10 protein-coding genes and 2 tRNA genes are annotated in these 13,782 nt (G+C 70.6%); 8 read left to right on the forward strand and 4 right to left on the reverse strand.

Features of this window, described 5'->3' with window-relative positions; genetic code table 11:
- The first annotated feature begins 1 nt into the window (after position 1).
- The 5 genes from ehuC to ACFWRV_RS19815 all read left to right on the forward strand — a co-directional run bounded on the left by ehuC (position 2) and on the right by ACFWRV_RS19815 (position 3,281).
- Positions 2 to 733 (forward strand): ectoine/hydroxyectoine ABC transporter permease subunit EhuC, encoded by a 732-nt coding sequence (ehuC, locus tag ACFWRV_RS19795; RefSeq protein WP_384336238.1) that lies wholly within the window; start codon positions 2 to 4, stop codon positions 731 to 733.
- The gene (ehuD, locus tag ACFWRV_RS19800) at positions 730 to 1,371 is read left to right on the forward strand and encodes an ectoine/hydroxyectoine ABC transporter permease subunit EhuD (protein ID WP_384336240.1); all 642 of its coding nucleotides are present in this window, start codon (positions 730 to 732) and stop codon (positions 1,369 to 1,371) included. The genes ehuC and ehuD overlap by 4 nt, the downstream gene beginning before the upstream one ends.
- The gene (ehuA, locus tag ACFWRV_RS19805; protein ID WP_384336242.1) at positions 1,361 to 2,218 is read left to right on the forward strand and encodes an ectoine/hydroxyectoine ABC transporter ATP-binding protein EhuA; all 858 of its coding nucleotides are present in this window, start codon (positions 1,361 to 1,363) and stop codon (positions 2,216 to 2,218) included. The genes ehuD and ehuA overlap by 11 nt, the downstream gene beginning before the upstream one ends.
- Positions 2,219 to 2,385: 167 nt before the next feature.
- Positions 2,386 to 3,144, forward strand: a complete 759-nt coding sequence (locus tag ACFWRV_RS19810; RefSeq protein ID WP_384336244.1) for an IclR family transcriptional regulator — start codon at positions 2,386 to 2,388, stop codon at positions 3,142 to 3,144.
- Between the two features lie 63 nt (positions 3,145 to 3,207).
- Positions 3,208 to 3,281, forward strand: a tRNA-Lys gene (locus ACFWRV_RS19815).
- A 57-nt stretch (positions 3,282 to 3,338) separates the two neighbouring features.
- Here ACFWRV_RS19815 and ACFWRV_RS19820 read toward each other — a convergent pair.
- From ACFWRV_RS19820 to ACFWRV_RS19835, 4 genes are all read right to left on the reverse strand, one after another.
- Positions 3,339 to 4,991 (reverse strand): AMP-binding protein, encoded by a 1,653-nt coding sequence (locus ACFWRV_RS19820; protein WP_384336245.1) that lies wholly within the window; start codon positions 4,989 to 4,991, stop codon positions 3,339 to 3,341.
- Positions 4,992 to 5,017: 26 nt separating this feature from the next.
- Positions 5,018 to 5,608, reverse strand: coding sequence for a lytic polysaccharide monooxygenase (locus ACFWRV_RS19825; RefSeq protein ID WP_384336247.1), 591 nt, complete (start codon positions 5,606 to 5,608; stop codon positions 5,018 to 5,020).
- A 201-nt stretch (positions 5,609 to 5,809) separates the two neighbouring features.
- A complete protein-coding gene (locus tag ACFWRV_RS19830; protein WP_384336249.1) occupies positions 5,810 to 7,735 on the reverse strand; it encodes an SPFH domain-containing protein in 1,926 nt (641 codons plus the stop codon).
- Positions 7,736 to 7,772: 37 nt separating this feature from the next.
- Entirely contained in the window at positions 7,773 to 9,065 is a 1,293-nt protein-coding gene (locus ACFWRV_RS19835) for a peptidoglycan-binding protein (protein WP_384336251.1), read from the reverse strand.
- Between the two features lie 193 nt (positions 9,066 to 9,258).
- Here ACFWRV_RS19835 and ACFWRV_RS19840 point away from each other — a divergent pair.
- The 3 genes from ACFWRV_RS19840 (at position 9,259) to ACFWRV_RS19850 (ending at position 13,716) form a co-directional block, all read left to right on the forward strand.
- A tRNA-Lys gene (locus ACFWRV_RS19840) sits at positions 9,259 to 9,332 on the forward strand.
- 533 nt (positions 9,333 to 9,865) lie between these two features.
- On the forward strand, positions 9,866 to 11,782 hold the full coding sequence (locus ACFWRV_RS19845) for a glycosyltransferase (protein ID WP_384336253.1): 1,917 nt from the start codon (positions 9,866 to 9,868) through the stop codon (positions 11,780 to 11,782).
- Complete coding sequence (locus ACFWRV_RS19850) at positions 11,779 to 13,716, forward strand: galactose oxidase-like domain-containing protein (protein ID WP_384336255.1); 1,938 nt, start codon at positions 11,779 to 11,781, stop codon at positions 13,714 to 13,716. Before ACFWRV_RS19845 ends, ACFWRV_RS19850 begins: the two co-directional genes overlap by 4 nt.
- The last annotated feature ends 66 nt before the right edge of the window (positions 13,717 to 13,782 follow it).

The raw sequence follows: 13,782 nt of genomic DNA on the forward strand, positions 1-13,782 counted from the left end.
CATGAGTGACTTCTTCTCCCTCCTCTTCGAGGAGTTCCCCAGAGTCCGGTCGGGCCTGTGGGTGACGCTCCAGGCCACGGTCCTGGGCGCGCTGCTCGCGGGAGTGCTGGCCTTCGCGCTCGGGCTGATGGCGGGCAGCCGGCTGCTCCTGGCCCGCGGGTTCTCCCGGGTGGTCGTGGAGTTCTTCCGGGGCACCTCCCTCTACATCCAGCTGTTCTGGCTCTACTACGCGATGCCGCTGGTGACCGGCTACGAACTGACCCCCGTCATCTGCGGGGTGGTCGCGTTCGGCCTCAACTTCGGTGCCTACGGGGCCGAAGTGGTGCGGGGCGCGATCAACTCCGTACCGCGCGGGCAGTACGAGGCGGCGATCGCGCTCAACCTCAGCCCGTCCAGGCGGCTGTGGAAGGTGATCCTGCCGCAGGCCTGGGTGCAGATGATCCCGAGCTTCACCAACCTGCTCATCCAGCTCCTGAAGGCGACCCCGCTGCTGTGGCTGATCTCGGCCGCCGATCTGATGACGGTGGTCCAGCAGCTGCGCGACCGCACCGGTGAGACCCTCACCGCCTATCTGACCCTGCTGGCCGCCTACTTCGTGCTGGCGTACGCCCTGACGATGCTGATGAATCTGCTGGAGCGGAGCGCCAAGCGGCGGCTCGGCCTGGACACCGGCGCGAAGAGCCTGTTCAAGAGCCGCAGCGCATCCCCGACCGCCGTGGGAGGTACCCGGTGAACGGCTTCGACTGGAACGCCGTCGGGGAGTCCCTGCCGCTCCTGCTGGAGGGGTTCCGGATCACCCTGCTCGCCACCGTGCTCGGCACCCTGGTGGCGGCCGTGCTGGGGCTGGCCGTCGCGGTGGCCGGGCGCGCGCCGAGCGCGTTCGTGACGGTCCCGGTGCGGGTCGTCACGGAGTTCGTCCGCTCCACCCCGCTGCTGGTCCAACTGGTGGGTGCGGCGGCCCTGTTCAACACGGTGGAGCCGCTGTACATCGGCATCGCGGTGCTGGGCGTCCACTACGCCGCGTACACCTCCGAGGTCTACCGGGCCGGGATCGACGGCGTGCCCAAGGGCCAGTGGGAGGCGTGCCGCGCGCTGTCGCTGTCGCCCCGGCGCACCTGGCAGGCCGTGATCCTTCCGCAGGCGGTGCGCAACGTGCTGCCCGCGCTCGGGAACTACGCGATCTCGATGTTCAAGGAGACGCCGTTCCTCGCCGTGATCACGGTGCAGGAGATGGTCTTCGAGGCCCGCTTCTACGGGGCCGAGAACTTCGCGTACACCGAGGTGTTCACCCTCGCCGGCCTGATCTTCCTGGTCGCGAGCTACCCCACGTCGCTGTTGATGAGAAAGCTGGAGAAGCGCCTTGGCCACTGAACCCCTCCCCCTGAAGAAGACGGATTCGCGGGGGCCGGCCGCAGCTCCCGAGGACGCCGCCCCGACAGCGGCACGCACGGGCGAGCCGCTGGTGCGGTTCGACAAGGTGGTGAAGCGCTACGGCGACCATGTCGTCCTGGACGAGCTGGACTTCACCGTGGACCGCGGCGAGCACGTCACCCTGATCGGGCCCAGCGGCTCGGGCAAGACGACGATCCTGCGGCTGCTGATGACGCTGGAGAAGGTCAGCGGCGGGGTGATCTGGGTCGACGGCTCCCCGCTGACCCACCTACGCACCCCGGACGGTTCGCTGAAGCCCGCGGGCGAGAAGCAGCTGCGGGAGTCCCGGAAGAAGATCGGGATGGTCTTCCAGCAGTTCAACCTCTTCCCGAACATGAAGGTGATCGAGAACATCACCGAGGCCCCGGTCAGCGTGCTGGGCAGGAGCCGCGAGGAGGCGGAGACCCGGGCCCGGGAGCTGCTGGACCTGGTCGGGCTCTCGGCGAAGGTCGACGCCCACCCCTCCCAGCTCTCCGGGGGCCAGCAGCAGCGGGTCGCCATCGCCCGCGCGCTCGCCATGGAGCCGGAGATCCTGCTGCTGGACGAGGTGACGTCCGCGCTCGACCCGGAGCTGGTCGCGGGTGTGCTGGAGCTGCTGGGGGACATCGCCCGCAACACCGACATCACCATGCTCTGCGTGACCCACGAGATGAACTTCGCCCGGGACGTCTCGGAGAAGGTCCTGATGTTCGACGCGGGTCGGGTCGTGGAGTCCGGATCCCCGGAGAAAATCTTCTCCGATCCGTCGCACGAACGCACGCGCGAATTCCTCAACGCGGTGCTGTGACCTCGGAGTTGAGCCACTGCCCATGACGTTGGCATATGCCAGACGGGTGCGCCCCAGATGACAGCCCCGGGGCGCCCCCACTGACTCGTCAACTGCCGCCCCGCGGGGCAGTTCCGGCGGCTATCGTGGGGCGAAAGCTTGCGGTCACAACCTGGTAGGGGGACACCGTGGCGTTGAAGCCCGAGCCGACCGCACCGTTCCACTCGGTGCAGTACGCCCTGCGCGTGCTCGAAACGGTCTCCAAACACGGCAACGGTGTGACCGATGCCCAGATCTCCCGCGAGACCGGGCTGCCGACCGGCCACCTCGCCTCCCTGCTCCTCACGCTGCGCCGCGAGGGGTATGTGGAGCAGGTCAGCGACGGCGCGTACGTCATCGGCGCCTCGCTGCTGCTGCTCGGCTCCGGGGCGGCCCGCCGCCAGGCCCTGGAGGACCGCCTCCAGCTCACCCTCACCGAGCTGCGCGACTCCGTCGGCGCGGCCGTCTACCTCAGCCGGTACGTCGACGGCGAGGTCAGCGTGACCCAGGTCGCGGACGGGCCGCTCACGCCCGCGGTCAACGAGTGGGTGGACTTCCGCTCCTCGGCGCACGCCAGCGCGGTCGGCAAGTGCCTGCTGGCGCAGCTCGACCACGACGGGCGGCGCGATCACATCTCCCGGCACCGGACGGCGCGGCTCACCTCGCGGACGATCACCGACGAGAAGATCCTCTTCTCCCAGCTGGACGCCCAGTCCGCCACGGTCCCGGTGCTGGATCTCCAGGAGTACGCGGTGGGCACCGTCTGCGCGGCCGTGCCGCTGACGGCCGGCTCCGCCGCGGGCTGCCTCGCCCTGTCGCTGCCGATCGAGGACGCGCACCGGCTGCGGTCGGCGGCCGAGACGCTGAGCCGCCGGGCGGCGCCGGTGCTGCTGTCGCTGGCGCTGTAGGGCCCCCGGGCCGAGGGTGTCATCAGCACCCCTGAGGACCAGGTATTATTTTCGAGTCAGCAGGCGCCGTTAGCTCAGTTGGTTAGAGCAGCTGACTCTTAATCAGCGGGTCCGGGGTTCGAGTCCCTGACGGCGCACGACACGCAGTGGGCGGTCTCCTTCACCGGAGCCCGCCCACTGTGCTTTTTCCCTGATCACAGCGGTCTGCCCCGCTCCGCGTACTGCGCGAGCAGGGCCCCGAGCCGCTCGGCGTCCAGCGGTACGTACACGCCGTCGCCGCCCCGGTCCCACCAGACCGGGTCCGGGCAGCGGAAGCCCTCCCGGCGCAGCGCCACCCGGTGGATCTTGTTCGTCGCGGTGACCGGCATCCGGTCGAGAATCCTCACGAACCGGGGCGCCATCTTCGTCCCCAGGTCCGGCTGGGCGCGCAGGAACGCGGCGAAGGCCGCCGGGTCGAAGGCCGCGCCCGCCCGGAGCGCCAGGGCGGCCATCACCTGGTCGCCGGTGACCGGGTCCGGGACCGCGTAGACGGCGGAGGCGGCCGCCTCCGACCAGCGGGCCAGGATGCTCTCGATCGTCGCGGCGGCCAGGTTCTCGCTGTCGACGCGGAGCCGGTCGTCGGTGCGGCCCGCGAAGTAGAGGAAGCCCTCGGCGTCGCGGTAGAAGAGGTCCCCGGTCCAGTACCAGCCGTGCCGGGCCCGCTCCGCGTCCGCCGCCGGGTTGCGCCAGTAGCCCTCGAAGGGCGTCGGGCCCCGGTTGACCAGCTCGCCGATCGCCTCGTCCCCGTTGAGCAGCCGCCCGCCCTCGCCGAAGCGGGCCGGAGGCCGCACCGCGCCGCTCTCCGGGTCGACGACGGCGAGGTCGTCGCCCGGGGCGGCCCGGCCGATCGCGCCCGGCGGGGCGTCCGGGCTGTGCTGGATGGCCGCGCCGCCCTCGGAGGAGCCGTAGCCCTCCACGAGCCGCACCCCGAACCGCTCCCGGAACCGGGCCGCGTCCACCGCCCCGGCCTCGGTCCCGAAGCCCAGGCGCAGCGGGTGGTCCCGGTCGTCGGGACGCTCGGGGGTGGCGAGCAGATACTGCACGGCGCGCCCCACATAGGTGAAGTACGTCGCCCCGTAGGCGCGTACGTCGTCGAGGAAGGCGGAGGCGGAGAAGCGGGGGCGCAGCGCTATCGCGGCTCCGGCGGCGAGCGCGGGGGCCCAGTCGGCGAGCACGGCGTTGCCGTGGAACATCGGCATGCAGATGTAGTGGGTGTCACAGGGCCGTACGCCGAAGTGTCCGGCGAGGGAGGCCCCCGCTCCGGCGAGCCGGCCCTGCGTGCAGATCGCGGCCTTGGGCGCGCCGGTGGAGCCGGAGGTGAAGTAGAGGAGCATGCGGCTGTCGGGGCCGACCGGAGCGACGACGGCGTCGCCGGGGCGTGCGCCCGCGTAGGGGGCGAGCAGGGCGGCGTACGCCTCGGTGTCGGTGACCAGGACCCGTACGCCCGGCAGCTCCAGGTCCGCGAGGAGCGGCAGGTGGGCGCGCTCGGTGATCAGGACCGATGCTTCGGTGTGCAGGATGTCGCGCGCCAGCTCGGGGCCGCGCCGGGTCGGGTTGATTCCCGCGACGGCGGCCCCGGCCAGGGCCGCCGCGCTGAGCCACAGCGGGAACTCAGGGGTGTTGTCGAGCAGCACGCCGAGGTGCGGCTCGCCGCCCGGTGGCAGCAGATCCGCGAGGAGCGCCGCCCGTGCGGCGGCGCCCTCGACCACCTGGTGATGACTGAGCACGGTGGGGCCGTGCTTCAGGGCGGGCCGGTGGTCACCCCATTGACGTCGTACGAGCTCCGCGACGGTGCCGGTACTCCTCATGGCGCCGCACGATAGCTGATGAAGCGTCAGAACTTAACGTCGGAGCAGGCGTAGAACGCGTTGGTGGTGTCCGCGACGTTCCACACGGCGAGGATGATGTGCTTGCCGCTCTTCTGGGTGGGGATCGTGCCCTGGTGCGTCAGCGTGGCCGGCGGCTGCTGGTTGCCGTAGGGCACGGTCATGAAGGGCTGCGATTCGAGCGCGGCCCGGGTGAGCGGCTTGGTGGAGTCCCAGCCGTTCTTGGTGATGTAGTAGCGGAAGTCGCTGGTGGAGTGGCGGGCGGTGAACTGCCAGCGGAAGTTGTAGCCCTGTCCGCCGGTGACCTGCGTGGCGGGCCAGTTGCCGCCTCTGGGGTCGTCGAGCTGGGCGAACTGCCCGTTGCCGCCGGAGCAGATCTTGCCGTCCGCCGGTCCTGCCGCCGGGAAGCCCTTGGGCCCCTCGACGCTCTGCGGCTCCCACTGGATGTTGCCGCAGCCGGTCACCGTGCCGTTGGCACAGAGCTTCTGACGGCTGATCGGGGTGTCCGTGTAGCCGTGGCTGCTGGCGGTGTTGGTCGCGAGCACCGAAACGCCCGCTATCGCCAGGCCGATCACGGCCGCGCTTGCCTTTTTCCGCATGGGCTGTCGCTCCTCTAGAACGTGGGGGAGGTTCCATGAGCACTGCTCGACTGCTGCGCGCTTGGTACGTGGTGCCGTGCGTGACGCGGATGCTGCGGTCTAGACCAAGCCCTAGATTATTGACGCGGCGTGAACATGTCCAGACCAATGAGCTTCATATTCCGGCGGCATCCGAAGCGGCCGCGGGTCTCCCCCGGGACCTCAGGCCCCGTCCCCTCCCCCACTGCGACCCGTGTAGAAGGCGACCGTCAAGTCCTTGACGAGCGCCTTGCGTTCGTAGTCGTCGAGCTCGACGATGCCGCGCGTGGTGAGCCGGTTGACGGTGTCGTCGACCGCGTCCACCACGGAGGTGAGCACGCTGTCGCGGTGCCTGGAGTCGATCGCGGCGATCCGCCGCCGCTGCATCGCCGCCGCGACCTCGGGGGCGTACTCGATGCCGGTCGGCTGCGCCGAGTAGACCTCCACGCCCACGGGTTCGCAGTCCGCCTTCAGCATCCGGGTCAGCGCGTCGCCGACCGCCTCCGCGTCGCGCAGGGTCGGGGCGTCCTCGTGGAACGCGTCGGCGGGCAGTTGCGAGAGGACCCGGGCCATCGCCGCCTCGACCTGGGCGCTCAGGTACGCCTCGTGGTCCTCGATGCCGAGGACGGCCCGGACCGTGTCCTTGATCCGCCACACCACGAGGACGACCACGCGCAGCGCGGTGCCGTTCGCGTCCACGGCGGGCAGGGGTTCGCTGCGCCAGTGCCGCAGGCGTACGTCGACGCGGCGGCGCAGCAGCAGGGGCGAGACCCAGACGAGGCCGGTGCGCCGGACGCTGCCCCGGTAGTCGCCGAAGAGCGTCAGCACCCACGCGTACCCGACCCGGCCCCGGCCGAGGCCGCCGAGCGCGAGGAGCACCGCGGTGGCGAGGAGGGCGAGCAGGGCCCAGGCGCCGACGCCGACGCCGAGGTCGGGCCGGGGGGTGAGGCCGACGGCGCTCTGCCAGGCGGCGGGCAGCGCGCCGCGCCACCACAGGACGGCCAGCGCACCCGCGGTTCCGGCCGCACCGGCGAGGAGGGCGGCGTAGCCGGACAGGGCGGGCCCGGGCCGTTCGGCGAGCCGGGGGTCGGCGACCGGGGCGGGCCGGGTCGACGGCCGCACCCGCGTCTGCGGCGAACGCGGCACGGGGGGCCGCCGGGTGGCGGGCGTGCGGTCCCCTGCATCGGGGCGGCGGACGACGGCCGCGGGCAGCGCCGTCGCTTCGGCCGGCTCCTGGGCGTCACGGAAGAGGAGGTGTACGGGGATGGAGGCGGTGGTCTCGTTGGCGATGACGGAGTGGCGGCGGCCGGGGGACGAGGAGACCGTCGCGGTGGCCGGGGCGGTCGCGGTGGTCTGCGACGCGGGGGCGGGGGCGGGGCCGGGTACGGGCACGGAGAAGGTGGCCGAGGCGGCCCGGTCGCCGGGGGCCAGGTCCAGGACGAGGTCCAGCTCGGTGTCCGGTCCGGGGTTGTCCACGGCCCCCTGGGCAGAGGTGTCGCGGGCTGCCGGCTCGGCCTTCCCGTCCTCGCGCTTCGTCGTCCCCGGCTCGGCCCCGTACGACGGGTGCGGGGTCCACTCCGCCGAGGGTTCCGGCCTCAAACGCCGGACGGGCTTGAGGTGGAGGTTCCCGTCGAGCGGTACGGGGCGCGTGGGGGCGGGACGGTCCGGGGCCGGCCCGAGGTGCAGGCCCACGCTCGGTGCCTCCGGGGCACCGGGCGGGGGCGACGAGGACGGGACCCTGCCACCGTCGGGCGCGGGCGCAGCGTCCGGCGCGGGCTCGGCCTTCCGCCGTGGCGGGAGCTCACCGGCCGCCGCTCGTGCGGGACCGGCGTCCGGAGCGGGCGCGGGCCCGGGCTCGGCGTCCCGCCGGGGCGGCAGCTCACCGCCCCGCGGCGTCACCGCCCTGTCGGCGACCGGGCCGAACAACGGAGGCGGAGTCGCACCGCCCCGCGACGTGTCCGCCTTCTCGGCGACCGGGCCGAACAGCGGCGGCGGGGTCCCCCTGCCCGGTGGGGCGAAGAGGGACGGGGGGATCTGGTCGTCCAGGGAGTGGGGGGTGGGAGTGGGGGTGGTGCTGGTGCGGGGGGTGTGGTCGTTGTTGGGGGTCACCGGTTCCCGATTCCTTTCCGTCACGTCGTCACGTCCGTCACGCGAAGAGCCGGCGCCAGGTCTCCGGCCCCGGGTAACCATCGGCCGCACCGCCGCGCCAGCCCTGGGCCCGCTGGAACGCCTCGACGTTGCGGCGGTCGGCCTCGGTCCAGCGCGGGTCGGGGCCCGACGCGTAGTGCTTGCCGTATCCCTTCTTCACCAACTGTTTGCCGAGCCGGTCGACATGGCTGTTGGACTGACCCGGCTTGAAATAGCCGCGTCCGGGGAACGCGACGGCCGTATTCGGGCGCCCGCCCGCGCCGGCGGCCGGAATGTTCCGGCCGCCGCCGGTGGTCAGCAGCCGCCAGGTGTGCGGGCCCGGGATGCCGTCGGCCTCTTTGCCCCGCCAGCCTTGTGCCTGCTGGAACGCCTGGGTCGCCCGCCGGTCGGCCGTTCCCCAGACCGGCCCGGGGCCGACCGCGTAGAACCGCTTGCCGCCCCGCTCGACCAGCATCTGGCCGAGCCGGGTGACGTCCTTGTTGTCGGCTCCGGGGCCGAACCGCTGGGCCCCGGGGAAGGCGGTGGAGGACCCGGCGCCGGGCGATCCGCCCGTGACGCCCTTGTAGCGGTAGGCCACGTAGCGGTCGGAGTTGTTCCAGTACGCCAGGGGCGTCGACTGCTTCCGCGTCCGCGGGCGCGCCTGCTCGTAGGCGACGTAGTGGGTGCGTGCGCTGTCGGTCCAGCCGCCGAAGATCGTGACGTGCGAGCCCTTGGAGGGGTCGGCCGGGTTGTGGAAGAGGAGGATGTCGCCGGGCTGGAGGTCGGCGCGGGCGATCCGGGTCCCGTAGGCGGCGAGACTGCCGGTCCACTCGTTGCTGCCGAGGTTCCAGGCCATCGACACATAGCCGGAGCAGTCCTGGCGGTAGCCGTCCGACCAGTACTTCTCCATGCTGTACGGGACCTTCGCGGTCACCCACGTCTTGGCCCGGGCGATGATGTCGGCCCGGGTCGTCTTGGGCGCGGCCGCTCCGGCGGACGGCGGGCCCGAGGCGCCGGTGCCCCGCAGCGGGCCCTTCTCGCCCTGCGGGGTCGCCGGCTCCGGGTCTGCCTCCCCGTCGGCGTGCGGGGCCCAGGGCGCGTGGCCCACGGCCGCCGCCGCGTCGGCGGCTCCGCAGGAGAGGACCACCCCGGCGGCCGTGGCCAGCACCAGGGCGCGCCGCGCGCCGTGCGCGGCGGGATGGCCGCCGCGCCGCACCGGCAGGGCTGTGGCGGCGGAGCGCCGCCGCACGGCGCACCCCGCGCATCCGCAGTCGATGGCGGGTTCGTACTCCTCGAAGACCGGCACACTCATGCGATTCCCCTCCGCACTCGTCATTCGTCAAGATCTTTGGGCGCAGCCGCAACGGTCGTCAGCGTCTTAACCTCTCCCGACATATCGCATTTTGACGGAACAAAGGAAAAAAACGACTATCCGACAGGGCGTGGCGTCCAGTAAATGGTTCGGAGCATCCCGGCGCGTCGGGTAAAGTTCTCCAGGTCAGCAGGCGCCGTTAGCTCAGTTGGTTAGAGCAGCTGACTCTTAATCAGCGGGTCCGGGGTTCGAGTCCCTGACGGCGCACGCACAGTCAAAGCCCCCTCACGTTCCGTGAGGGGGCTTTGATCATTCCCCGTCCGGCATCCGGTGACACCCCCAGGCCGCACACGCACAGCTACACACCCGACTCCGGACCGTGGCGCCACGGTCACGCAGCAGTAGTGAAGCGTGCGGCGAGCGCGGTTCTCCACTTCGTCACATCCCCTCCATAACCTGGGGCCAAATCGTGCGTATGACCGGCAAACAGTCCGTTTCACCCTTGCGATCGCGTTCGGTGTCGGACAATCTGTCTGGGGGTCGTGGGCCCCAAGGGGGCTGCTGATCCGTACAGTTGGCACAGCAGAGCGTGACGTTCCGGTTGTTCGCACCGCGGGGTGGGGGTCCCGCTCGGGGGCGGACACCGAGAGGGCGTCATGCAACCGGAAGGCTGCCGATCCGTGTCTGTGGGGGCGGTGGCTTGCCACCGTGTGCGTGCCCGGTGAAGAGCGGGGGCCCACCACGCACGACGAGAGAGACCGAACAGTCACGCACCAGCATGCGTGCGGGGGGATGTACCCATGACGTCGACGCCGCCAGGCGACCGGCAGGAGAACGACGCTTCCCGGACGACACAGCTCCGGATACTGCCGCGGGCAGGGACGGCGCGGCGACGCGCCAAGCAGGAGCTGCCGCGCTACGACTACGAGCACTACAGCCGGCTCGCCGGACCGCTGACGCAGCCCCCCGCGGGCACGCCGTACCAGGTCCAGTACCGCTCGCTCATATCCCAGGAGCCGCACCGCGTGCGCGCGGCGCTCCTGCTCGGCGCGGCCCCCCTCGTCTCGCTCGGCCTCTTCGCCTGGCTGATGCAGCCCAGCCACTGGACGGACCGCGACCCGAACCTGGACAACGACCTCCTGCTGGTCCTCGACATCGTCATGCTGGTCTCGATCGGCCTGATCGAGCTGTTCCGCACGATGAACGTCCTCTCCAACGCACACGCCACCCTGGTCGCCCGCGACCCGGTCCCGGTGGTCCCGGAGAGCGGCACCAAGGTCGCCTTCCTCACCTCCTTCGTGCCCGGCAAGGAACCGCTGGAGATGGTCACGAAGACGCTGGAGGCGGCCGTCAGGATCCGCCACCGCGGACTGATGCACGTCTGGCTGCTGGACGAGGGCAACGACCCGGCGGTGAAGGAGGTCTGCGCCCGGCTCGGCGTGCACCACTTCTCCCGCAAGGGCGTGGCGCACTGGAACCAGGCCAAGGGCCCGCACCGCGCCAAAACGAAGCACGGCAACTACAACGCCTGGCTGGACGCGCACGGCGGCGACTACGACTTCTTCGCCTCGGTGGACACCGACCACATCCCGATGGCGAACTACCTGGAGCGGATGCTCGGCTACTTCCGTGACCCGGACGTCGGCTTCGTCATCGGCCCGCAGGTCTACGGCAACTACGACACCTTCGTCACCAAGGCCGCCGAGTCGCAGCAGTTCCTCTTCCACGCCCTGATCCAGCGCGCGGGCAACCGCTACGGCTCGCCCATGTTCGTCGGCACGAGCAACGCGGTCCGCATCTCGGCGCTCAAGCAGATCGGCGGGCTGTACGACTCGATCACCGAGGACATGGCCACCGGCTTCGAGATCCACCGCCACCGCAACCCGGCCACGGGCAAGAAGTGGCGTTCGGTCTACACCCCGGACGTGCTGGCCGTCGGCGAGGGCCCGACCGCGTGGACGGACTTCTTCACCCAGCAGCTGCGCTGGTCGCGGGGCACCTACGAGACGATCATCGGGCAGTTCTGGAAGGGCTTCGGGACCATGCCGCCCGGCAAGCTGTTCAACTACACGATGATGATCATCTTCTATCCCATGTCGGCGCTGAACTGGATCCTGGCGGCTCTCAGTTGCGCGCTGTTCCTCGGCATGGGTGCCTCCGGTGTCCAGATCGACCCGACGATCTGGATGATGCTGTACGGCAACGCCTCCGCGCTCCAGATCGGCCTGTACATCTGGAACCGCCGCCACAACGTCTCGCCGCACGAGCCCGAGGGCTCCGGCGGCCTGGCCGGCATGGTGATGTCCGCGCTCTCCGCGCCGATCTACGCCCGCTCCCTGATGGACGCGGTGCTGCGCCGCAAGAGCTCGTTCGTGGTGACCCCCAAGGGCGACTCGTCCAGCCCGGACACCCTGTTCGGCACCTTCCGCATCCATCTGTTCTTCATCGCCGTCTTCGGCGCCTCGATGATCTCCTCCTTCTTTCTCGGCCGCAGCCACCCCGCGATGGTCACCTGGGCCACGCTGGCGCTGCTGATCACCGCGGCGCCGATCATCGGCTGGCGGTACACGATCCGTGCCGAGGAGAAGAAACGCCGGGCGGGCGGAGGATCGCACGGCAGCAGCGGACCGGCCCCGGACTCGATGCCCCAGCCCCTGCCGGGAGCGCCCGGCAACGACCAGACCATGCAGATCGCCCTTGGGGGACGTAAGAAATGAAGTACCGTCCGAGCCGCCGTACCCGCCGCCTGGCGATCAGTACGGCGGTGGTTCTCGCGCTCGCGGGGGCGAACGGGCCGTGGCTGTACCGCTTCAGCACCGAGCGCTATCACGAGTACCGGATCAACCAGCCGGATTACCTGGCGGCAAACGGCCACTGGGACTTTCTGGACGTCCCCTCCGAGCACCGGATCAACACGATCCACGCGGCGCTGCTGCACACCGGCAAGGTGCTGCTCGTCGCGGGCTCCGGGAACAACCAGAAGAACTTCGACGCGAAGAGCTTCCGCTCGGTGCTGTGGGACCCGAAGACGAACGTCTTCAAGGACATCCCCACCCCCAAGGACATGTTCTGCGCCGGGCACACCCAACTGCCCGACGGCAAGCTCCTCATAGCCGGCGGCACCAAGCGCTACGAGAAGCTCCAGGGCGACGTCACCAAGGCCGGCGGCCTGATGATCGTCCACAACGAGAACCCGGACAAGCCGATCACCCTGCCCGCGGGCACCCGGTTCACCGGCAAGAAGAACGGCAGGACGTATCTCTCCAAGGACCCGGTCCTGGTGGAGAAGGCCACCAAGGTCTTCGACAAGCAGACCGGCGCGTTCCTGCGCAACGACCCCGGGCTCGGCCGGATCTACGTCGAGGCGCAGCAGACCGGCAAGAAGTACGAGTCCGGCACCGAGGACAACTACCGGGTGGCGGGCCTGTCCGGCTCGGACACCCGCAACGTCTACGGCATCGCGCAGAAGCTGGCCCTGGACAAGAAGGACTTCCAGGGGATCAAGGAGGCCTTCGAGTTCGATCCGGTCGCGGAGAAGTACATCCCCGTCGACCCGATGAACGAGGCCCGCTGGTATCCGACCCTGACGACGCTGGAGGACGGCAAGGTCCTCGCCCTGTCGGGCCTGGACGAGATCGGGCAGATCGTCCCGGGCAAGGACGAGATCTACGACCCGGCGACCAAGGAGTGGGAGTACACCGGCATCGTCCGGAAGTTCCCCACCTATCCGGCGGTCTTCCTGCTGAACGACGGCAAGCTGTTCTACTCCGGCTCGAACGCCGGATACGGTCCGGCGGACGTGGGCCGCGACCCGGGCGTCTGGGACCTGTCGACGAACACGTTCGAGAAGATCCCCGGTCTCGGCGACCCGGACCAGATGGAGACCTCGGCCACCGTGCGGCTGCCCCCGGCCCAGGACGAGAGGTTCATGGTGATCGGCGGCGGCGGCGTCGGCGAGTCGGAGAAGTCCAGCGAGAAGTCCCGGCTGGTCGACCTCCAGAAGAAGAAGCCGCGGTTCACCGACGGCGCGTCCCTCTCCGAGGGCACCCGCTACCCCAGCGCGTCCCTGCTGCCCGACGACTCCCTGCTGGTCACCGGCGGCTCCGGCGACTACCGGGGACGCGGCGGCTCGGACGTGCTCCAGGCCCGGCTGTACGACGCGAAGAGCGACACGTACCAGCAGGTCGCGGACCCGGCGGTCGGCCGGAACTACCACTCGGGTTCGGTGCTGCTGCCGGACGGCCGGGTCATGATCTTCGGGTCGGACTCGCTCTTCTCCGACCAGGCCAACACCCGGCCCGGCGTCTTCGAGCAGCGCATCGAGATCTACACCCCGCCCTACCTCTACCGGGACTCCCGGCCGGAGCTGACGGCCGGGCCCAAGAAGATCGAGCGCGGCTCCACTGGCCTGTTCACCACGCAGCACGCCTCGAAGATCACCTCGGCGAAGCTGATGCGGCCCTCGGCGGTCACCCATGTCACCGACACCGACCAGCGCACGATCGCCCTGGACATGAAGAAGTCGAAGGACGGGATCACCGTCACCGTGCCGGAGAACCGGTCGCTGGTGCCGGCCGGTTGGTACATGCTCTTCGTCACCGACGACCAGGGCACCCCGTCGGAGGGCATGTGGGTGGAGGTGCCCGCATAGGGGCGCGTACCTCCGCACACGCACACGGCGAGAAGGCCGCGTTCCGGAAGAGGCTCTCTTCCGGAA

The sequence above is a fragment of the Streptomyces sp. NPDC058576 genome (genome assembly GCF_042718715.1).
GTDB lineage: Bacteria > Actinomycetota > Actinomycetes > Streptomycetales > Streptomycetaceae > Streptomyces.